We start from the raw sequence: 21,040 nt of genomic DNA, 5'->3' as shown, positions 1-21,040 counted from the left end.
AGTAGGTTATCGGCTTTTTTGAGTTTTTACGAGATTATAAGAAAGGTTTATAGTAGTGCTGGAGGTGGTTGCTGATGCTTGCTGGAAAACAGTTGCTATTAGAAGAAATTTCTTCAGGTTTACGGAGAGAATTAAGTGATTTGAAAAAGAAGGGAGAGGCCGTATGTGTACAAGGCGTAATCAAGAAGTCTTCTAAATATATATGTCAGCGCTGCGGAAACGTAGAGCAACGATTATTTGCATCATTTTCATGTAAAAGGTGCAGTAAAGTGTGCACGTATTGCCGGAAGTGTATAACGATGGGGAGAGTTAGTGAATGTGCTGTACTCGTTCGTGGGATTGCTGAAAGAAAAGGTGAAAAAAGTTTAAATTCGTTACAGTGGAATGGGACTTTGTCTACTGGTCAGGAGTTGGCGGCGCAAGGTGTTATAGAAGCTATTAAGCAGAAAGACTCTTTTTTTATTTGGGCTGTGTGCGGGGCTGGAAAAACAGAAATGTTATTTTACGGTATTGCAGAGGCACTTCAAAAAGGAGAAAGAGTTTGTATCGCAACGCCAAGAACAGATGTTGTACTGGAATTAGCACCGAGATTACAAGAAGCGTTTCCTAGTATAAACGTAGCTGCTTTATACGGAGGGAGTGTAGATCGTGAAAAAGATGCAGCGTTAGTCGTTGCAACGACTCATCAATTGCTACGTTACTATAGAGCGTTTCATGTCATGATTGTAGATGAAATTGATGCCTTCCCATATCATGCGGATCAAATGTTACAGTATGCAGTACAACAAGCGATGAAAGAGAAAGCGGCGCGTATTTATTTAACTGCAACCCCAGATGAAAAGTGGAAGCGTAATTTCAGAAAGGGTAAACAAAAAGGTGTCATTGTTTCTGGGCGATATCACAGGCACCCGTTACCAGTTCCTCTATTTTGCTGGTGCGGAAGTTGGAAGAAAAGCCTCTATCATAAAAAAATTCCTCAAGTGTTACTACAATGGTTAAAAATGTACGTAAGCAAAAAGTATCCCATTTTTTTATTTGTTCCCCATGTGCGATATATAGAAGAAATGAGCCTGTTATTGAAATCGTTGGATAATAGAGTTGAAGGTGTACATGCAGAAGATCTTATGAGAAAGGAAAAAGTAGCAGCTTTTAGAAAGGGAGAAATTCCGTTATTAGTTACAACGACAATTTTAGAGAGAGGAGTAACTGTGAAGAACTTACAAGTTGCGGTGTTAGGAGCGGAAGAAGAAATCTTTTCGGAAAGTGCACTCGTACAAATTGCAGGCCGAGCAGGTCGTAGTTTTGAAGAACCTTATGGCGAGGTCGTTTATTTTCATTGCGGTAAGACAGAGGCGATGGTACATGCGAAAAAACATATTCAAATTATGAACAAAAAGGCAAAAGAACAAGGATTAATCGATTAATGCATTGTCTACTTTGCGATGAGTATATGTTAGAAACAGTTAGTTGGTACACCTTCTTTGTAAAGCCTCATAAAAAATATATATGTGATAGGTGTGAGCGGAAACTTTCCTATATTATAGGAGAGATTTGCATGGAGTGTGGGCGCCCTTTAGAGGACTTGCCTTCCGAATATAAAGAAAATGATATTTGTGTGGATTGCGTAGGGTGGATAAACAAAGAGAAGTATCGTCCTTTTAAAAATCGTTCTTTGCATGTGTACGATGATGAGATGAAAGAAATAGTAGCAAAGTTTAAGTTTCGGGGGGATGCGGAGTTAGTTCATATTTTTCATCGATCCTTTCGGAAGCTATTTGAAAAGCATTTTACGAGTATTTCAAGTGTGATTGCTGTTCCGCTTAGTAGGGAACGGGAATATGAACGTGGTTTTAATCAGGCAGAGTTATTAGCAGCTTGTTTACCTGTCAAAATTTCTTATCCATCATTAAGAAGGAGAGAAACAGAAAAGCAAAGTAAGAAGACGCGTAAAGAAAGGCTTTCGGGAAGTAATCCTTTTTATTTTCAGGGAGAAGAGATGTTTCATGATCAAAACATTTTACTCGTGGATGATGTATATACGACAGGAATTACAGTTAGACAAATTGGAAGTCTTTTATACGATAGAGGAGCAAGGGAAGTTTCTAGTTTGACGCTCTGTAGAAGTTGACCTGTAACTGTCGAAAGAGATAATAAAAAGACGATAAGTCTTCTTTGACTTCATAAGTTGTCATTCGTTATAGTCAAATTATGGGGCAAATGCCCTGATTTTTAGAGTGAAGGGAATGGAATGAACATGCAAGGAAGAGTGAAATGGTTCAATGCAGAAAAGGGATTTGGGTTTATTGAGCGTGAAGATGGTGATGATGTGTTTGTTCATTTTTCTGCGATTCAACAAGATGGTTATAAGTCATTAGAAGAAGGGCAACAAGTTGAGTTTGACATTGTAGATGGAGCACGTGGACCACAAGCAGCTAATGTTGTAAAACTGTAGGAATATTGTTTTTGGGAAGAGAAAGCTGCGTTTGTGGCAACGTTATATATATGGTAGAACCTCTTGTTTTTTGCAAGGGGTTTTTGTTATGAATAGAGTTGTCAAAAAGTTGTTTCTTTTCTGTAACGAATTGTCCACAGTTATATTCGTTATTCACGATGTTAATAGGATAAAATAAAGATAGAAACGATGCATCTTTTCATTTCAACAAAAAACGATAAAAAAATCGCAATTCCACTAATTTTTTTAAAAAAGTTAGAAGGAGTTTTTAAGCCAGTGTCGAAATTATAGTACATAGGCTTGAAAGGAGGAATTCATCTATGAAATTCAACATTCGTGGTGAAAATATTGAAGTAACTCCAGCATTAAAGGAATATGTAGAGAAAAAACTAGGTAAGTTAGAGCGTTATTTTGATACATTCCCAGAGATTAAAGTTAATTTAAAAGTATACTCTGACAAGCAACGTGTCGAGGTAACAATTCCATTTACTGATTTATTACTTCGTGCAGAAGAAACTAATAGCGATATGTACGCTGCTATCGATTTAGTAGTTGATAAACTTGAGCGACAAATTCGTAAACATAAAACAAAGGTAAATCGTAAGTTACGTGAGAAAGGTTCTATGAAAACGAACTTTATCCTTCCAGAAGCAGTAGCTGTTCTGGATGAGGTAGAAGAGGATGAACTAGAGCTTGTACGTACAAAACGATTCGATTTAAAACCGATGGACGTTGAAGAAGCAATCCTACAAATGGATATGCTAGGACATAATTTCTTCGTCTTCACAAATGCTGATACAAATGAAACTAATGTTGTATATGGCCGTAAAGATGGGAAATATGGTTTAATCGAAACTAAATAATAATTCAAAAGCGCAGCCGAAATGGCTGCGCTTTTTTTGCTGAAAATAGATTTTGAAAAAAAGTTTTCTTAATTTAGAACGAGACATTCGGCCGATTGTTGTCATAGTTATAAGACAAGTGTTACAATTATCATTAGGTATATACATTTTAGTTTTTTTAATTAGGAGAAAAATTGGCATAACATACATTTGATTTTTATAACGACTGATTGTAATAGAGAGAAAGAAAAACAATCGGAAGTTTTATTTTAATAAAAAGAGGAGCGTATTTCCTATGATCGGTATTTTAAAAAAGGTGTTTGATGTAAATCAACGCCAAATTAAACGTATGCAGAAGACAGTTGAGCAAATTGATGCACTAGAGCCATCTATTAAGCCATTAACTGATGAACAATTAAAAGGAAAGACGCTTGAATTTAAAGAACGTCTAACAAAAGGTGAAACAGTAGATGATCTACTACCTGAAGCGTTTGCGGTTGTTCGTGAAGCTGCGACTCGTGTTCTTGGAATGCGTCCGTATGGCGTACAGTTAATGGGTGGTATTGCCTTACATGAAGGGAATATCTCTGAGATGAAAACGGGTGAAGGTAAAACGTTAACATCTACATTACCTGTATATTTAAATGCTTTAACAGGAAAAGGTGTTCACGTTGTTACAGTCAATGAATACTTAGCGCAACGTGATGCGAGCGAAATGGGACAACTTCATGAGTTCCTAGGATTAACAGTAGGAATTAACTTAAACCATATGTCGCGCGAAGAGAAACAAGAAGCTTATGCTGCTGATATTACGTATAGCACAAATAATGAGCTTGGATTCGATTACTTACGTGACAACATGGTTTTATATAAAGAGCAGTGCGTTCAACGTCCGCTTCACTTTGCTATTATCGATGAGGTCGATTCTATCTTAGTCGATGAAGCGCGTACGCCGCTTATTATTTCTGGACAAGCTCAAAAATCAACAGAGCTATACATGTTTGCAAATGCATTCGTTCGTACATTAGAAAATGAAAAAGAATATTCATTTGATGTGAAGACGAAAAATGTAATGTTAACAGAAGATGGTATTACGAAAGCCGAGAAAGCTTTCCACATTGAAAACTTATTCGATTTAAAACATGTAGCGCTTCTTCACCATATTAATCAGGCACTTCGTGCGCACGTTGTTATGCACCGTGATACAGATTATGTTGTACAAGAAGGCGAAATCGTAATTGTAGACCAATTTACTGGTCGTCTTATGAAAGGGCGTCGTTATAGCGAAGGTTTACACCAAGCTATCGAGGCAAAAGAAGGCGTAGAAATTCAAAATGAAAGTATGACGCTTGCGACAATTACGTTCCAGAACTACTTCCGTATGTACGAAAAGTTATCTGGTATGACTGGTACAGCGAAAACAGAGGAAGAGGAATTCCGTAACATTTATAATATGAATGTTATCGTAATTCCAACGAACAAACCGATTGTTCGTGATGACCGTGCTGATTTAATCTTCAAATCAATGGAAGGTAAATTTAATGCTGTTGTTGAGGATATTGTAACTCGTCATAAACAAGGACAACCTGTTCTTGTCGGTACAGTTGCAATTGAAACGTCAGAGCTTATTTCAAAAATGTTAACGCGTAAAGGTGTACGTCATAACATTTTAAATGCGAAAAACCATGCGCGGGAAGCGGATATCATTGCAGAAGCTGGTATTAAGGGCGCTGTAACGATTGCGACGAACATGGCGGGCCGTGGTACGGATATTAAGCTTGGAGACGATATTAAAAATATTGGTTTAGCAGTTATCGGTACAGAGCGTCACGAAAGTCGTCGTATTGATAACCAGTTACGTGGTCGTGCTGGTCGTCAAGGGGATCCTGGTGTTACGCAATTCTACTTATCGATGGAAGATGAACTAATGCGCCGCTTCGGTTCTGACAATATGAAAGCGATGATGGATCGTCTTGGTATGGATGATTCACAGCCGATCGAAAGTAAAATGGTTTCTCGTGCAGTGGAGTCTGCGCAAAAACGTGTAGAAGGAAATAACTATGATGCACGTAAGCAGTTACTACAATACGATGATGTACTTCGTCAGCAACGTGAGGTTATTTACAAACAGCGTCAAGAAGTAATGGAATCGGACAACTTACGCAATATTATTGAAGGTATGATGAAATCTACAGTAGAACGTGCTGTTGCGCTTCATACACAAGATGAAATTGAAGAAGATTGGAACATTAAAGGTCTTGTTGACTACTTAAATACAAACCTTCTGCAAGAAGGAGATATAAAAGAAGAAGAATTACGTCGCCTTGCTCCAGAGGAAATGAGCGAGCCAATTATCGCGAAATTAATAGAGCGTTACAATGACAAAGAAAAGCTTATGCCAGAAGAGCAAATGCGTGAGTTCGAAAAAGTTGTTGTATTCCGTGTTGTGGATACGAAATGGACAGAACATATTGATGCGATGGATCACCTTCGTGAAGGTATTCATTTACGTGCTTACGGTCAAATTGATCCACTTCGTGAGTATCAAATGGAAGGATTCGCAATGTTTGAATCAATGATTGCTTCTATTGAAGAGGAAATTTCTCGTTACATTATGAAGGCTGAAATTGAACAAAACTTAGAGCGTCAAGAAGTTGTTCAAGGTGAAGCAGTTCATCCATCTAGCGATGGCGAAGAGGCGAAGAAAAAACCAGTTGTAAAAGGTGACCAAGTGGGGCGCAATGATGTATGTAAATGTGGTAGCGGTAAAAAATATAAAAACTGCTGTGGTATCGGGAAGTAATACTGGGCAGTAGTCCAGACCACTTTGCAAACTTTTACATCAAAAATGTATAATTAAGAAGGCTTAAACTCTCTCCGTCATAAGTGGAGAGAGTTTCCCTTGTTTTCATACGAAAGTAACAGCAATTACATAGAGGTGAAGGAAATGGAATTAGTAGAAATTAGACAAGAATTAGAGAAAATGGCTAAGAGATTAGCGGCTTTTAGGGGGTCTCTTTGACCTTCCTACTAAGGAAAAACAAATTGCAGAATTAGAAGAGAAAATGATGGGCGCAGGATTTTGGGATGACCAACAAGGCGCACAAGCTGTAATTAACGAAGCGAATGCACTGAAAGATATGGTTGGAAAGTTCCGTCAGTTAGATGAGACGTTTGAAAATTTAGAAATCACGCATGAGCTTTTAAAAGAAGAGTATGATGAAGATTTACATGAGGAGCTTGAATCAGAAGTAAAAGGATTAATTCAAGAAATGAATGAGTATGAACTTCAGTTACTACTAAGCGATCCTTATGATAAAAATAACGCGATTTTAGAATTACACCCAGGTGCTGGTGGAACAGAGTCACAAGACTGGGGTTCTATGCTATTACGTATGTACACACGTTGGGCTGAAAAACGTGGGTTTAAAGTAGAAACGGTTGACTACTTACCAGGTGATGAAGCTGGTATTAAGAGTGTTACTTTATTAATTAAAGGTCATAACGCTTACGGTTACTTGAAAGCAGAGAAAGGTGTACATCGTCTTGTACGTATTTCGCCATTCGATTCTTCAGGCCGTCGTCATACATCGTTCGTATCTTGTGAAGTTGTACCTGAGTTCAATGATGAAGTTGAAATCGAAATACGTTCAGAAGACTTAAAAATTGATACGTACCGTGCAAGTGGTGCAGGTGGACAACATATTAATACGACAGACTCAGCAGTTCGTATTACACATACACCTACAAATACAGTTGTAACGTGTCAGTCAGAGCGTTCACAAATTAAAAACCGTGAGCACGCAATGAAAATGTTAAAAGCGAAATTATACCAAAAGAAATTAGAAGAGCAACAAGCGGAGTTAGATGAAATTCGCGGTGAACAAAAAGAAATCGGATGGGGTAGCCAAATTCGTTCTTACGTATTCCACCCGTATTCTCTTGTGAAAGACCACCGTACAAATACAGAGGTTGGTAACGTGCAAGCGGTTATGGATGGAGAAATTAATCCATTTATTGATGCTTACTTGCGTTCTCGCATCTAATAAGCGAAAAAAAGCCAACAAGGTTGTCGGCGTATGCTGGGGATAATCGAGGATATAAAGAATTTGATTTTATTTCTATAAATGAAGTAAAGAGGAAGAGAAGTTGGAAACGACAACTTCTCTTTTTGATGGGATTATATGTAGCATATAATGTTGTATATTGTTTTGTAAAAAGTAGAGAATAGTAAAACAAAGCGGTAATAGAGTAAGACTTGAACAGAACTTTTCTGATTTTCTGTTCAAAAAGAATTCTTTATAGAAGTTTTTACGTTGTTCACAGAATTGAAACAAATTATGAAAGCTTTATATTATCAGGGTTCTTACTGTATTTTTGAAGAATATGAAATATACCTTAGTTTTTCTATATAAAGATAATGCTTATAATGAAAATGAGTGTGTTAGGAATGAAAAGAATATCAACAATGGGGAGCGATAGAATTGAAAAAGAAATTGTTGGCTATTGCGCTAGGAACATCAGTCGTTTTTGCTTTAGGAGCATGTGGAAATAAAGAAGAGAGTAAGCCTTCGAAACAATCTGCAAGCACGGATAGTGCAGAACAAATTTACCAAAAAAGTTGTATAGGCTGTCATGCGAAAGATTTATCGGGAGCAACTGGACCGGATTTAAGAAAAGTGGGACAGAAATATGATGCAGCAGAGATTGAAAAGATTATTGAAAAAGGTCGCGGTTCTATGTCACCAGGAATTATTCAAGGTGAGGATGCGAAAAAAGTAGCTGAGTGGTTAGCTGAACATAAATAAAAAGGGTAAAATGGACGAGTTGATTATATAATCTTATCCCAAAATGATTTTGGATAAGAACTATGACAGCTCGTTTCCTATTTTTGGAGTGTAACATAACTGTAACAAAATTGTATCCGAACTGGAAAGAGTTTGATGTTACAATGGGGTTTGTAGAATTTTGCTGAAATATATTACATAGTAGTATTGCTTATAAAAAGATTGTAAGTAGACTACCTTCAACAAGAGTGGTCAAGCGAAAATAAAAGGTTATCTTTATTTTCAAATGTACAGAAAAGTATTTGTAAAAAAATCATTAAGTATTGGGTGATAAATAATGATAAAAATGACGAATGTTTATAAGGAGTACCCAAATGGTATGAAAGCCATTGCTGGTCTCACAGTTAACATTAAACAAGGTGAGTTTGTATACGTAGTTGGACCGAGTGGAGCCGGGAAATCTACATTTATTAAAATGATGTATCGTGAAGAGAAGCCATCTACAGGATCGATTAATGTAAATGGACTTGTTATTGAAACATTAGCAGAAAGAGACGTTCCATATTTCCGACGTCAATTAGGCGTAATTTTCCAAGATTTTAAATTGTTACCTAAGTTAACGGTATATGAGAATGTTGCGTTTGCTTTAGAAGTAATTGAAGAAGAAAAAGAAGCAATTCTTGAGCGTGTAACAGAAGTTTTAGGTCTTGTAGGTCTTGAGGATCGTGCAGACGCACTACCAAGTGAACTTTCGGGTGGGGAGCAGCAACGTGTTGCCATTGCGAGAGCGATTGTTAATAGACCAAAGGTTGTAATTGCCGATGAGCCAACAGGTAACTTAGATATTGAAACAGCTCTTGATATTATGAAGATTTTCACGCGTATTAATGAGCGTGGTACAACGATTGTTATGGCGACACATAACGCAGATATCGTAAATACAATCCGTCATCGTGTAATCGCGATTGAAGGCGGAAAAATTGTTCGAGATGAGATTGAGGGAGGATACGGATATGAAGGCTAAGACCCTTAGTCGACATTTGCGAGAAGGTGTAAAGAATCTATCACGTAACGGATGGATGACGTTTGCTTCTGTTAGTGCAGTAACAGTTACATTATTACTTGTAGGTGTCTTCTTAACAGCGATTATGAATATGAACCATTTTGCGACGAAAGTAGAGCAAGATGTAGAGATTCGTGTACACATTGATCCAGCAGCAAAAGAAGCTGATCAAAAGAAATTAGAAGATGATATGAGTAAGATTGCAAAAGTGGACTCTATTAAATATTCTTCTAAAGAAGAAGAGTTAAAACGTTTAATTAAAAGCTTAGGCGATAGCGGAAAAACGTTTGAGTTATTTGAACAAGATAACCCACTTAAAAACGTATTCATTGTAAAAGCAAAAGAACCAACAGATACAGCGACAATCGCGAAAAAGATTGAGAAAATGCAGTTTGTAAGTAATGTTCAATATGGTAAAGGGCAAGTTGAAAAATTATTTGATACTGTAAAAACAGGACGTAATATCGGGATTGCGTTAATTGCAGGTCTTTTATTCACAGCGATGTTCTTAATCTCTAATACAATTAAAATTACAATTTATGCTCGTAGTACAGAAATCGAAATTATGAAGCTAGTAGGTGCAACAAACTGGTTTATTCGTTGGCCGTTCTTATTAGAGGGATTATTCCTAGGAGTATTAGGATCAATTATTCCAATTGGCCTAATTCTAGTTACTTATAATTCACTACAAAGTGTGTTTAACGAAAAACTTGGCGGAACAATTTTCGAACTTCTACCATACAGTCCTTTCGTATTCCAATTAGCAGGTTTATTAGTGTTAATCGGGGCTTTAATCGGTATGTGGGGAAGTGTAATGTCAATTCGTCGCTTCTTAAAAGTATAAAAAGTTGCAAACATAATTCGTACAAGCTTATCATATAGTAGAAATAGGTAAAGGCATCACACACTGTGTGATGCCTTTTGCTACACCACCTGTGTGTTTTGGAAAGGGGAATTCCGCATTGAAACGTAGAGTTGCAATTATTGGAATGGTTGTTGCATTTTTAATTGGTGCTGGCGGAATGTTTGCAGGTATGTCTTTATTTGGGGTTAACCCAGCAGAAGTAACGCAAACAATTTCGAGTGGAAATGCTAGCACCGCGCAAGGGAATTTGGCAAAAATTAATGAGGCGTATGCACTAATTGATTCACGTTATGTGGAAGACGTGAAGGATGACAAGTTAGTCGAAGGTGCAATACAAGGTATGTTGTCTACGCTGAAGGACCCTTATTCCACGTATATGGATAAAGAAACAGCTAAACAGTTTAGTGAATCGCTTGATCCTGAGCTAGAGGGGATCGGGGCTGAGGTGAACAAAACGGACGGTAAGCTTATTATCGTATCTCCAATTAAAGGCTCACCGGCAGAAAAGATTGGAATTAAACCGAATGACCAAATTTTATCTGTAGATGGAAATAGTGTGAAAGATTTATCACGTGAAGAAGCAGTATTAAAGATTCGTGGTAAAAAAGGAACGACTGTTGCGATTGAAATTAAGCGTGCAGGAGTAGCTGATCCGATTGTATTCAAAATTAAGCGTGAAAAAATTCCGATCTTCACAGTGTTTAGTTCTGTGAAACAAGAGGGCGGAAAAGATATCGGTTATATGCAAATCACTTCCTTTGCTGAAAATACAGCGAAAGAATTTAAGGATCAGTTAAAAGAGTTAGAGAAGAAAAACATAAAAGGCCTAGTTATTGACGTGCGTGGTAATCCTGGTGGCTACTTAAATAGTGTAGAAGAGATACTAGGGGAAATTATGACGGATAAAAAGCCAATGCTACAAGTAGAAGAGCGAAATGGTGGGAAGAAGAAATTCTCTACGGAACTGAAAGAGAGAAAGCCATATCCAATCTCAGTATTAATTGATAACGGAAGTGCTTCTGCTTCAGAGATTTTAGCGGGTGCGCTAAAAGAGGGAGAAGGATATGATTTAATTGGTGAAAAAACGTTTGGTAAAGGTACTGTGCAGCAAGCCGTTCCATTTAAAGATGGCAGTAACATTAAATTAACGATGTTTAAATGGTTAACACCGGATGGAAACTGGATTCATAAAAAAGGAATCGCACCAACAGTAGAAGTGAAGCAACCAGATTATTATCATGCGACACCAATTCAAATTGAAAAGACACTTTCATACAATTCAAATGATGTGCAAGTAAAACACGCACAAGAAATGCTTAAGAGTTTAGGATATGTACCAGGACGTGAAGATGGATACTTTAGTAAAGAGACAGAATCAGCACTGAAAGCATTCCAAAATGCGAATGAGATGGAAGCGACAGGACAGCTGGATAAAAAGACAGCTGAGGCGATTCAAACGAAAATTATTGAAAAAATCCGTTCTGGAGAAAATGATCTACAATTACAATCAGCATTAAAATTAATAGCGAAATAAGAAGAAATACAGGCAGTTTGTTGCCTGTATTTTTTTGTGTTAAACAAACGTTTGTCCAGTTATGATAATATAAAAAGAAAGAATGATATAAATGGTGGTGAATGGGTTCGTGGAGGCATGGATTTTTGAAATAATGCGGGCAGTTGGACGTTTTTTCTTACACCCTGCTGTCTATGTATTTTTAATAAGTAGTATCTTCGTTGGATACTTACGTATGTTACGAGAACGAAAGGATTTTTCCTTTAAAGTTTATGATATTTGGTTTGAACTGCGAACATCGTTATTTGCGGGAGTTAAATACGGATTAATCGTATCTATTATTACAATTGGCTTTGGACTTGTTGTTTCCAAAGCAAGCTTATGGGTCATCTTACTTTGGACGTTACTATTTGGATTAACTGCTATGTATCGATATTTATCAGCAGCTTATACGTTTAGTATCGCGATTGTATGCGTACTACTATCTTCTAAGCTGCCAGTTTCCTTCTTACAGCTTGGAGAAGGTGAAGAGGGTACGATTGTATCTCTTGCTATTTTACTAGGCGTCATGCTAGTTGTAGAGGGCTTATTGATTTCTAAAAATGCAGTGGGATATTCGACGCCGAAGATTAGGAAGGGTAAGCGCGGGCTAAAGATTGGTTTACACGAATCAAAGCGTTTATGGATTGTTCCTATTTTTATTCTTGTACCAGGTGATGCAGTAACGAAGTTTATTTCATGGTGGCCTGTCGTTTCAATCGGTTCAGATACATATTCTCTATTCCTCGTTCCATTTTTAATTGGATTTATGAGAAGGATTAGAAGTTATGAGCCGACGGAAGCTTTATTATTTACAGGAAGACGTGTGTACGGATTAGCAGGAATTGTGCTTGTTCTAGGAATCGCAAGTTATTGGTGGCACGTACTTGCGATTATCGCGATGGGCGTTGCAATGCTTGGACGTTTCACGATCTCCATGCAAGAAAAAATTTCCGATGAGACAAGACCAGCGTACTTCGCTGCACGTAATGATGGACTTGTTGTATTAGATACAATCCCGAATACAATTGGAGCAGAGCTGAATTTATTACCCGGAGAAATGATTACGAAAGTAAATGGAGTCATTCCAAGAAGCGCTGAAGAATTTTATGATGCGCTTCAAACGAAGACGACAGGAGCATTTTGTAAATTAGAAGTATTAGATACAAATGGAGAGCTTCGCCTTGCTCAAACAGCGTTGTACGCTGGAGGACATCATGAATTAGGTGTTGTGTTTGTGCAGCAAGAGCATGAGTGGGATTCGGAAGCGATGTAATAGAAGAAAAGGTATCACCTTGTGGTGATGCCTTTTTTTGTTTTTTGGGGGTGGGGGATAGTTAGTACATGAAATTTATATCAGCGATTATTGGAATATATCGACTTTCCGGCAAAAAAAGACAAATATCGCAAACCTTATTTTCAGTTTCATAGACGGATAACTTGAATAATTATTTGATAATGGTTATCATTTAGGGAGTCTTTTTAATTTTGGAAAATGGAGGGAAGATATGCTACGTAAATTTTTTTCTTACTATAAACCGTATAAAGGTTTATTTATACTCGACTTTTCTTGCGCGGTTGTCGCAGGGTTACTAGAACTTGGCTTCCCACTTATCGTAAATCAATTTATTGATAAGTTATTGCCAGGACAAAACTGGACGCTTATTTTATGGGCTTGTTTCGGTTTACTTGCAGTTTATATGTTAAATGCAGGTTTGCAATATGTCGTTACATACTGGGGACATATGCTTGGTGTTAACATTGAAACAGATATGAGGCAGAAATTATTTGATCACATTCAAAAGTTATCATTCAGATTTTTTGACAATAATAAAACAGGTCATTTAATTTCACGTCTTACAAACGACTTAATGGAAATTGGGGAAATTGCTCACCACGGACCAGAAGATTTATTTATCGCCGTAATGACTTTAGTTGGGGCATTCTCATTTATGATGATGATTAACTGGAAGTTAGCGCTATTAACGTTCTTCGTCATTCCATTCTTATTATGGTTAGCACTTTACTTCAATAAAAAAATGACAGGTACGTTTAGACGTTTATTCTCAGATGTTGCTGATTTCAATGCATGTATTGAGAACAACGTTGGTGGTATCCGCGTTGTACAAGCATTCGGAAATGAAAAGTTTGAGAAAGAGCAATTTGCTGTGAACAACGCTCGTTTCCGTACAACGAAATTAATGGCGTATAAAATTATGGCATTAAATTCATCGATTAGTTATATGCTCATGCGTCTCGTAACGCTCTTCGTCTTAATATGCGGTACATGGTTTGTTCTGCAAGGTGAATTAACGTACGGTGGATTTATCGGATTCGTTCTATTAACGAATATTTTCTTCCGCCCAATTGAAAAAATTAATGCGGTAATTGAAAGCTATCCGAAAGGGATCGCTGGTTTTAAGAGATATGTAGAGCTTCTTGAAACGGAGCCTGATATTGTAGACTCTAAAGATGCAATGGAAGTAAAGCATGTACACGGTGATATTCAATATAACAACATCACGTTCGGTTATGAAAATAAAGAACCGATTTTAAATGACATTAGTTTAAAAATACATGCAGGTGAAACAGTTGCGTTCGTTGGACCGTCAGGAGCTGGGAAAACGACGTTATGTAGCCTATTACCACGCTTTTATGAGCAATCATCTGGATCGATTCAAATTGATGGTATTGATACGAAAGACATGACGTTATCTTCACTTCGTAAGCAAATTGGAATTGTGCAGCAAGATGTGTTCTTATTCTCAGGAACGATTCGTGAAAACATTGCTTACGGAAATTTAAAAGCATCAGAGGCTGAAATTTGGCAGGCAGTAAAACGTGCGCAATTAGAAGACTTAATTTACTCACAACCAGACGGTTTAGATACCGTTATCGGTGAGCGCGGCGTGAAACTTTCAGGCGGACAGAAGCAGCGTCTAGCGATTGCACGTATGTTCTTGAAAAATCCGCCAATTTTAATACTAGATGAAGCGACTTCTGCGCTAGATACAGAGACAGAACTTGCAATTCAAAAATCACTTGCTGAACTATCTGTCGGCCGTACAACGTTAGTTATCGCTCACAGACTTGCAACGATTAAAAATGCAGATCGCATCGTCGTTGTAAATAAAGATGGGATTGCAGAACAAGGTTCACATGATGAATTAATTGAACAAGGCGGAGGATACAGTAGGTTATACGAAGCTCAGTTTAGTTCGTAAATATAATTTTTACTGAATTAGTGCACCATAAGTAGGTGAAAATCACATATGGGAGGCTATAAAGTATGATTGTAACAACAACGTCTACAATTCAAGGAAAAGAAATTATCGAGTATATCGATATCGTGAATGGAGAAGCGATTATGGGCGCGAATATCGTTCGTGACCTTTTCGCCTCTGTCCGTGACGTAGTCGGTGGTCGTGCAGGTGCTTATGAAAGTAAATTAAAAGAAGCGCGCGACATTGCAATGGAAGAGATGAAAACTTTCGCAAGACAAAAAAATGCGAATGCAATTGTTGGTATCGATGTGGATTACGAAGTAGTTCGTGAAGGGATGTTAATGGTTGCGGTCAGCGGGACTGCTGTTCGTATATAAAGTAAAAAGCCGTGCTGGTGCACGGCTTTTTTGTTATGTCGAAGTTCCAATATTTCTTGGGAAATGCGGAAGGCCTTGTCGATATATAGGGAAGACATTAGAGGGCTCCCTTACACTTCTGGATTTGAACTAATAATGTTTCGTATTCTTGTTCGAGAGATGTGATGTCATCGTGATGGTTTCGTATGGAAATTCGGCCGATGATTTCTGTTAATTTTGTTTGTAATCGTAATAATTCTTGTTCAGTAACGTTTACAGAATCCCCGGTTGTTCTTTTTGTGTATTGCTCGTAATTACCGTGGAATACTCTTGGTTCACTCTCATCCACTTGTAGAATATGGTCTGCAACAGAGCGAATAAAGGCACGATCATGGTTAATGAAAAGCACTGTGCCAGGGTATTCTTGTAACATGTTTTCTAATTCTTCTTGCGTTGCTAAGTCTAAATAGTTTGTCGGTTCGTCGAGCAGAAGCATATTATAGTTTCCTAAAAATACTTTTGCGAGTGCGACCTTCATTCGCTCGCCGCCGCTTAGAACGTGCACAGGTTTATGAACATCTTCACGGCGAAATAGGAGTCTTGCAAGTATTGTGCGAACGAATGCTTCTGTATAGTTTGTTTCTTCTAGAACGTTTTCTAAAATGGTTTTATCTGTTTGTAAAATTGATAATGTTTGTTCGAAGTATCCAATTTTACAACTTTTCGATAGTTGCATGCCACGCTCGTTTGAGAGGAGCATGTTGAACAAAGTTGTTTTGCCGCTTCCGTTTGCACCTAAAATAGCAAGTTTTGCACCAGGACCAATAGTTCCATTCATATTTTTAAATAGTGTGCGGTCACCTATCTTTTTCGCTGCTTTATTGAACTGTACTGCCACTTTACTATGAATGGGTGTATGATATTGCACGTCAAACTGAGCCTGAGAAAAATCCTTTGGTTTTTCTTTCTTTTCTAGTTTTTCGAGACGTGTTTCTAATGATTTCGCTGCTTTGCTAACTTGTTCTTGCCCATGAGCTCCGCTTAACTTATACAGTTTAGATTCAGATGAACTGAACCGAGTTGGGATTTTTGTCATGCTAGAAGCACGTTGCTTTTTTTGTGAAATTGATTGCTCTAAACGATTTTTTTCTTGTATATATTGCTCATACTCTGCTTGTTTTTGTATTCGTTCACGTTCTTTTTGCTTTCGATAGTTGGAATAGTTTCCTTTATACTCTTGAATCATGCCGTTTTCAATTTCAATAATTTTTGTACATATATTATTTAAAAAATCACGATCGTGCGATATTAAAACAAGAGCCCCTTTATAAGATAAAAGTGTTTTTTCTAATTGCTCTGTACCGATCATATCTAAGTGGCTTGTTGGTTCATCGGCGAATAGAATGCCTGCATTCTGTTCGAGAGCGTGGGCAATCTTTAGACGCATTCGTTCACCACCGCTCATTGAATTTGAGACGTTTGAAATATTCCATTTTCCTTTTGCGAGAGAAGAAGCGGTCTCCGGTAATTCCTCGCTAATTTGAGGGATGATGCTGATAGAGCTATGATGAGTTACTGTGCCTTTATCAGCCTCTATTTCTTTACTTAATATTTGTAATAACGTAGATTTTCCAGCTCCGTTGACTCCGACAATTCCTATACGATCATTTGCTTGAATTTCCAGTGACGGTAACGTAAATAGAGTGCGATCACCAAAGCTCATTTCAATATTACGTGCGAATAAAATAGTCATAAAAAAACCTCCCTAGTTTCACTAGAGAGGATAAACGTCGCCCTTACATGTAAAAAATCGTACATAAATAAACGATTTTTTTACATGATCGTTTCGAAAGAAAGTATCGACAAATGGACAGACTAATCCTCTGCTAGTTTTCATCATTTTTGTTCACTATTTGTGATGGATGAAATAAATAAGAGAATTAGAACTTCATTGGTCAAAGTACCTTCCTTTCATAATATTACTTTTATTGTATGCGCATACAAAATGATTTGTCAAACTTATTTCTATTTACTATTTTTGAATTTATTATTATACAATTGTGCCTTCGCTAGCGCCTCTGCATCATTTTGGATTTCATCTAGGCCATTCGCATCCCCAATAACATACCCTTCAAATGACGAACCAACAAAATCAAAGATGTATTGAAACTGAGTGATAAGCGGTAATGCTTTCAGTTTTGGATTATCTCCGCCAACGATGACAACGTACATTTTTTTACCTTTCATTTTCTCTTTGAAATGAAGTGATGTATCGCGTAAGCTTTGTGACCAGCGATCAACGAAGTTTTTCATATGGCCGCTCATTCCGTACCAGTATAGCGGTGTAGCAAAGATAATTGTGTCGTGCTCTAGCATGCGTTCAATTAAATGTTGATAGTCATCGTTTACAGACTGGAATCCTTCTGCATCATGACGTTGGTCTGTAATAGGATGGACCGTATGATCACGCAAGTAAATTTGTTCCGTTTCAATTCCTTCAATCATCATATGTGTTAAAGCTTCTGTATTTCCGTTTTGTCTTGAACTGCCGTGTATAACAAACATGTAATCATTCCTTTTCTTTAGCTTGTTGTAGGAGTGAAACGTGTTTTTGCAAATTCGTTTGAATGCTGGAAAGTAATGAGATTTGTTTTGTTACTTCATTAAGTTTATCTTCGTAAAGTGCCAGAATACTGCTACATGGATTTTCGTACAGGTGTGGTTCAATTTCAAGGCAACGCAGCATCCTTGCCGTCTCTTCTAAATTTAAGCCGATTTGTAAGTACATTTGAATAAGTTCTACTTTTTCGATGGCACTTTCATCAAAATCACGGTAGCCATTTGCGAGGCGCTTCGAAGGGAGTAAACCCTTTTCTTCATAATGTCTTAGTGATCTTTCGCTAACCCCGGTTTCTTTTGATAACTCTCCAATTCGCAATGCGTTTCACTCCCTTTACATGTATTGTAAACCTTCACACTAATGTGAAGGTCAACTCTGTTTTTTCGCAAAAGAATCTACATGATTTAAAAACACTTGAATAGCTTTAGACGGAATAAAGTATTTGCCACGCACGATGGAGAATGGACGGATGAGTTGTTCATTTGGAACTTCGACGTGGAATAGCTCTCTTGCCAGTAGCTCTTTTCGTACAGTCCAATCAGAAAGGATAGCGATGCCAAGCCCGGCACTAACTGCTTCCTTTACGCTTTGGATACTACTAAATGTAAAGAATCGTTTCATTTTCAAATGGTGTTGATGAATAAAGCGGTCACTATAAGCGCGTGTACCAGAACCACTTTCTCTTAATACCCATACTTGATCTTGGAGTGTGCTTTCATTTATTTTATTTGTGCGGAGTAGTGGATGATTTGGCGGAACGACGAGCTTCATTTCATCTTGCATAAATGTTTCAACATCAACGTCGGCGTATACGACTTGCCCTTCCACTAAGCCGATATCAATTTGATTAGAGCGAAGGCTTTGCAAAACGTCTTCTGTATTTGAGATAAAAGTATGAACTTCGACGTGTGGATTTTCATTCGCATAGTTAGCCAGTATTTTTGGAAGTAAGTATTCGCCAATTGTAAAACTAGCACCGATGCGAAGAGTTCCTGTTACAACGTTATGTAGTTCATTAATTTCTTGCTTAGCATCTTCGTAAAGAGAGAGCATTTGCTTTGCATGTATATATAGTATGTTTCCAGCCTCCGTCACTTGAACGTGCTTTGGGGAGCGCTGAATAAGAGTGGTGCCAAATTCGTTTTCTAAGTTGCGTATATGCATACTTACGCCAGGTTGTGAAAGGTTTAATAATTCTGCTGCACGGGAGAAGTGTTTCTGTTCAACGACAGTAACAAATATTTTTAAAATGTCTACGTTCATGCAATGGGCTCCTTTCCTTTTCTATCATCTTATCATAAGTATTTTTGATGATAGAGATTCAATATTGATATTAAACTTATTATAGAAACTCTCTTATAATGTAAGTAGAAAGAACATGCATGTTCCAATACGATTATTGGAGTGGTTCAAAGTGGAACAAACACTTGTTATACAAAAGAAGAAGGGCTTTGGATTTTCGCAAGGAATTGGGATTACACTATTAATCGCAATTGCCGCGAAATATTTAGCAGAGCTTCCGTTTTTAAATATTATGGGACAATTAGTAATTGCTATTCTAATTGGGATGGTTTGGCGTGCGGCAATTGGAATTCCGCAAGATGCGATTGCAGGGACGAACTTTGCGAGTAAGAAGTTGCTGCGTTTTGGGATCATCTTACTCGGAATGCGGTTAAATCTTGTTGATATTGCGAAGGCAGGGCCGAAAGTATTGGTTATCGCTGCGGTTGTTATTACATTTACGATTTTCGTTGTATATGGACTAACGAAAGTATTTAAAGTAGAGAAGAAGCTTGGAATTTTAACAGCATGCGGGACAGCAATTTGCGGCGCGGCTGCGGTCGTGGCAATTGCGCCGCAAGTGAAAGCGAAGGATGATGAAACGGCAGTTGGTGCCGCGATTATTGCTATTTTAGGTACAATATTTACACTTATTTATACGTTATTGTATCCGGTGCTTGGCCTATCTCCATATGGATACGGAGTGTTCTCAGGGGCGACGCTGCATGAAATCGCTCATGTCATCGCAGCTGCGGCGCCAGGGGGAAGCACGGCTGTAGATATCGCAGTTATCGTGAAGTTAACGCGCGTTGCAATGCTTGTGCCAGTAGCGATTTTAATTGGATTATGGTTTGGTAAGAGTGAAGGTAGCGAGGAAAAAAGATCATGGCGCGACCTTCCAATACCATGGTTCATCTTCGGATTTTTAGCAATGAGTGCCGTGCATTCACTCGGGGTTATCCCAGAAGTTGTTGCGGGATACATTGTTGTTCTTGCTTATATGCTTATCGCAATGGCGATGGCGGGGCTTGGTTTAAATGTAGAGTTTAAAACGTTCCGTAAGCTGGGAAGTAAAGCATTTGTGGCAGGGCTAATCGGCTCGGTTTGCCTTTCTATTCTTGGATACGTTCTTGTATATGTATTAGGATTTATGTAGTAGGACGAAAAAGCTGTTCCAAAAGATATTTTGGGACAGCTTTTTTCTTATGATTATAGTACTACGGATGTCGATATATGTAAAAAATCGCTGATATAAATTGAATTACTCTTGTACTTGGTTAGAGGAGATGTTCAGTGAAGTGTTTTTCTAAAATTTGTAAAGATATCTTTACTTGAAACTGGAAAATATTTATAATTTAAGTAAAGATATCTTTACTTTCGAAGGTGGAGCCTATGGGTGTGAAAAATATAATAAAAGAGTTAAGAAAGCAACATCATATAACGCAAGTTGAAATGGCAAAGGCGATGCAGGTGACACGGCAGACGATTGTGGCGATTGAAAACCATCATTATAACCCGAGTCTAGAGTTATCCCTAAAAATCGCCAAATATTTTGGGGTGAAGGTGGAGGAAATATTTACGCTAGAGTAAGGGGAGAAAAAATGGAAGATACTAAAAAGTTATTGATTGGTGCGACTATTGGATTGTTTTTGGGAGACATTGTAGTTCATATTATGAATCCGGCTATACCAATTTTACCGCTCGTAGTGAGTAACGTTTTAGCAATTGTATTTTTGATAGTGTATACGTATTACAAAAAGCGTAAGTACAAAAAAGAAGAACTTCCAGATATAGATGAACGAGTAAATGAAAATATAAAAAAATATGTAAATATCTCATTTGTATTCGCGTTTCTATTGCTTATTGTTTATATTGTTGCGAGTAAAGCAATAGGCAGAGCTGTTATACCAGTACAAGAAATATTTATGATATGTAGTTCCTTATTTGCGGGTAGTCTCATCATAGGAGCCATGATAGGAAAACGAGCATAGCGATAGG

General features: G+C 37.7%; 20 protein-coding genes. 16 read left to right on the top strand and 4 right to left on the bottom strand.

Annotation, left to right across the window (positions count from 1 at the left end; genetic code table 11):
* Positions 1-74 precede the first annotated feature (74 nt).
* The 13 genes from comFA (at position 75) to KI369_RS01740 (ending at position 15,162) form a co-directional block, all read left to right on the top strand.
* Positions 75-1,424 (top strand): ATP-dependent helicase ComFA, encoded by a 1,350-nt coding sequence (gene comFA / locus KI369_RS01800; RefSeq protein ID WP_212954876.1) that lies wholly within the window; start codon positions 75-77, stop codon positions 1,422-1,424.
* Entirely contained in the window at positions 1,424-2,128 is a 705-nt protein-coding gene (locus tag KI369_RS01795; protein ID WP_212954875.1) for a ComFC family protein, read from the top strand. The genes comFA and KI369_RS01795 overlap by 1 nt, the downstream gene beginning before the upstream one ends.
* Before the next feature lie 126 nt (positions 2,129-2,254).
* Entirely contained in the window at positions 2,255-2,452 is a 198-nt protein-coding gene (gene cspC / locus KI369_RS01790; RefSeq protein WP_001990088.1) for a cold shock protein CspC, read from the top strand.
* A 320-nt stretch (positions 2,453-2,772) separates the two neighbouring features.
* Positions 2,773-3,315 carry a ribosome hibernation-promoting factor, HPF/YfiA family gene (hpf, locus tag KI369_RS01785; protein WP_087959291.1) on the top strand — a complete coding sequence of 181 codons (543 nt, stop codon included), beginning with the start codon at positions 2,773-2,775 and terminating at the stop codon, positions 3,313-3,315.
* 274 nt (positions 3,316-3,589) lie between these two features.
* Positions 3,590-6,097, top strand: a complete 2,508-nt coding sequence (gene secA, locus KI369_RS01780) for a preprotein translocase subunit SecA (RefSeq protein ID WP_212954874.1) — start codon at positions 3,590-3,592, stop codon at positions 6,095-6,097.
* A gap of 144 nt (positions 6,098-6,241) precedes the next feature.
* A protein-coding gene (prfB, locus tag KI369_RS01775) for a peptide chain release factor 2 (RefSeq protein WP_212954873.1) occupies positions 6,242-7,340 on the top strand; the annotation gives its coding sequence in 2 pieces (ribosomal slippage) (positions 6,242-6,313 and positions 6,315-7,340; 1,098 coding nt in all).
* Between the two features lie 438 nt (positions 7,341-7,778).
* The gene (gene cccB, locus KI369_RS01770) at positions 7,779-8,102 is read left to right on the top strand and encodes a cytochrome c551 (protein ID WP_000727965.1); all 324 of its coding nucleotides are present in this window, start codon (positions 7,779-7,781) and stop codon (positions 8,100-8,102) included.
* A gap of 316 nt (positions 8,103-8,418) precedes the next feature.
* Complete coding sequence (ftsE, locus tag KI369_RS01765) at positions 8,419-9,105, top strand: cell division ATP-binding protein FtsE (protein ID WP_000594323.1); 687 nt, start codon at positions 8,419-8,421, stop codon at positions 9,103-9,105.
* Entirely contained in the window at positions 9,095-9,988 is an 894-nt protein-coding gene (gene ftsX / locus KI369_RS01760; RefSeq protein ID WP_144615102.1) for a permease-like cell division protein FtsX, read from the top strand. The genes ftsE and ftsX overlap by 11 nt, the downstream gene beginning before the upstream one ends.
* 118 nt (positions 9,989-10,106) lie before the next feature.
* Complete coding sequence (locus KI369_RS01755; RefSeq protein ID WP_438800492.1) at positions 10,107-11,543, top strand: S41 family peptidase; 1,437 nt, start codon at positions 10,107-10,109, stop codon at positions 11,541-11,543.
* A 109-nt stretch (positions 11,544-11,652) separates the two neighbouring features.
* The gene (locus KI369_RS01750) at positions 11,653-12,837 is read left to right on the top strand and encodes a PDZ domain-containing protein (RefSeq protein WP_212954872.1); all 1,185 of its coding nucleotides are present in this window, start codon (positions 11,653-11,655) and stop codon (positions 12,835-12,837) included.
* A 232-nt stretch (positions 12,838-13,069) separates the two neighbouring features.
* Complete coding sequence (locus KI369_RS01745; RefSeq protein WP_000944619.1) at positions 13,070-14,785, top strand: ABC transporter ATP-binding protein; 1,716 nt, start codon at positions 13,070-13,072, stop codon at positions 14,783-14,785.
* A gap of 65 nt (positions 14,786-14,850) precedes the next feature.
* Entirely contained in the window at positions 14,851-15,162 is a 312-nt protein-coding gene (locus tag KI369_RS01740; RefSeq protein ID WP_000637523.1) for a heavy metal-binding domain-containing protein, read from the top strand.
* 97 nt (positions 15,163-15,259) lie between these two features.
* Here KI369_RS01740 and abc-f read toward each other — a convergent pair whose 3' ends face one another.
* The 4 genes from abc-f to KI369_RS01720 form a co-directional block, all read right to left on the bottom strand.
* Entirely contained in the window at positions 15,260-16,894 is a 1,635-nt protein-coding gene (gene abc-f, locus KI369_RS01735; protein WP_212954871.1) for a ribosomal protection-like ABC-F family protein, read from the bottom strand.
* 272 nt (positions 16,895-17,166) lie between these two features.
* Positions 17,167-17,706, bottom strand: a complete 540-nt coding sequence (locus KI369_RS01730; RefSeq protein ID WP_212954870.1) for a flavodoxin family protein — start codon at positions 17,704-17,706, stop codon at positions 17,167-17,169.
* A 4-nt stretch (positions 17,707-17,710) separates the two neighbouring features.
* Positions 17,711-18,079 (bottom strand): MerR family transcriptional regulator, encoded by a 369-nt coding sequence (locus tag KI369_RS01725; RefSeq protein ID WP_199695634.1) that lies wholly within the window; start codon positions 18,077-18,079, stop codon positions 17,711-17,713.
* A 51-nt stretch (positions 18,080-18,130) separates the two neighbouring features.
* Positions 18,131-19,024, bottom strand: a complete 894-nt coding sequence (locus KI369_RS01720; RefSeq protein WP_212954869.1) for a LysR family transcriptional regulator — start codon at positions 19,022-19,024, stop codon at positions 18,131-18,133.
* 151 nt (positions 19,025-19,175) lie between these two features.
* Here KI369_RS01720 and KI369_RS01715 point away from each other — a divergent pair, with 151 nt between their 5' ends.
* The 3 genes from KI369_RS01715 to KI369_RS01705 all read left to right on the top strand — a co-directional run bounded on the left by KI369_RS01715 (position 19,176) and on the right by KI369_RS01705 (position 21,033).
* On the top strand, positions 19,176-20,198 hold the full coding sequence (locus KI369_RS01715; RefSeq protein ID WP_212954868.1) for a YeiH family protein: 1,023 nt from the start codon (positions 19,176-19,178) through the stop codon (positions 20,196-20,198).
* A gap of 236 nt (positions 20,199-20,434) precedes the next feature.
* Positions 20,435-20,632 (top strand): helix-turn-helix transcriptional regulator, encoded by a 198-nt coding sequence (locus tag KI369_RS01710; RefSeq protein ID WP_074601745.1) that lies wholly within the window; start codon positions 20,435-20,437, stop codon positions 20,630-20,632.
* 11 nt (positions 20,633-20,643) lie between these two features.
* Positions 20,644-21,033: a hypothetical protein gene (locus KI369_RS01705; protein WP_212954867.1), complete on the top strand. Its 390-nt coding sequence runs from the start codon at positions 20,644-20,646 to the stop codon at positions 21,031-21,033.
* The last annotated feature ends 7 nt before the right edge of the window (positions 21,034-21,040 follow it).

Origin of the sequence: Bacillus sanguinis (assembly GCF_018332475.1) — a bacterium.
Lineage (GTDB): Bacteria > Bacillota > Bacilli > Bacillales > Bacillaceae_G > Bacillus_A > Bacillus_A sanguinis.
The sequence above is the reverse complement of the archived record's forward strand: the minus strand, read 5'-3'. Positions and strand labels throughout refer to the sequence as shown.

Coding starts and splice junctions, on each gene's coding strand:
- KI369_RS01745 (WP_000944619.1), top strand. CDS start 13,070: ATGCTACGTAAATTTTTTTCTTACTATAAACCGTATAAAGGTTTATTT.
- comFA (WP_212954876.1), top strand. CDS start 75: ATGCTTGCTGGAAAACAGTTGCTATTAGAAGAAATTTCTTCAGGTTTA.
- abc-f (WP_212954871.1), bottom strand. CDS start 16,894: ATGACTATTTTATTCGCACGTAATATTGAAATGAGCTTTGGTGATCGC.
- ftsX (WP_144615102.1), top strand. CDS start 9,095: ATGAAGGCTAAGACCCTTAGTCGACATTTGCGAGAAGGTGTAAAGAAT.
- KI369_RS01710 (WP_074601745.1), top strand. CDS start 20,435: ATGGGTGTGAAAAATATAATAAAAGAGTTAAGAAAGCAACATCATATA.
- ftsE (WP_000594323.1), top strand. CDS start 8,419: ATGATAAAAATGACGAATGTTTATAAGGAGTACCCAAATGGTATGAAA.
- hpf (WP_087959291.1), top strand. CDS start 2,773: ATGAAATTCAACATTCGTGGTGAAAATATTGAAGTAACTCCAGCATTA.
- KI369_RS01705 (WP_212954867.1), top strand. CDS start 20,644: ATGGAAGATACTAAAAAGTTATTGATTGGTGCGACTATTGGATTGTTT.
- KI369_RS01740 (WP_000637523.1), top strand. CDS start 14,851: ATGATTGTAACAACAACGTCTACAATTCAAGGAAAAGAAATTATCGAG.
- secA (WP_212954874.1), top strand. CDS start 3,590: ATGATCGGTATTTTAAAAAAGGTGTTTGATGTAAATCAACGCCAAATT.
- KI369_RS01720 (WP_212954869.1), bottom strand. CDS start 19,024: ATGAACGTAGACATTTTAAAAATATTTGTTACTGTCGTTGAACAGAAA.
- KI369_RS01795 (WP_212954875.1), top strand. CDS start 1,424: ATGCATTGTCTACTTTGCGATGAGTATATGTTAGAAACAGTTAGTTGG.
- cspC (WP_001990088.1), top strand. CDS start 2,255: ATGCAAGGAAGAGTGAAATGGTTCAATGCAGAAAAGGGATTTGGGTTT.
- KI369_RS01730 (WP_212954870.1), bottom strand. CDS start 17,706: ATGTTTGTTATACACGGCAGTTCAAGACAAAACGGAAATACAGAAGCT.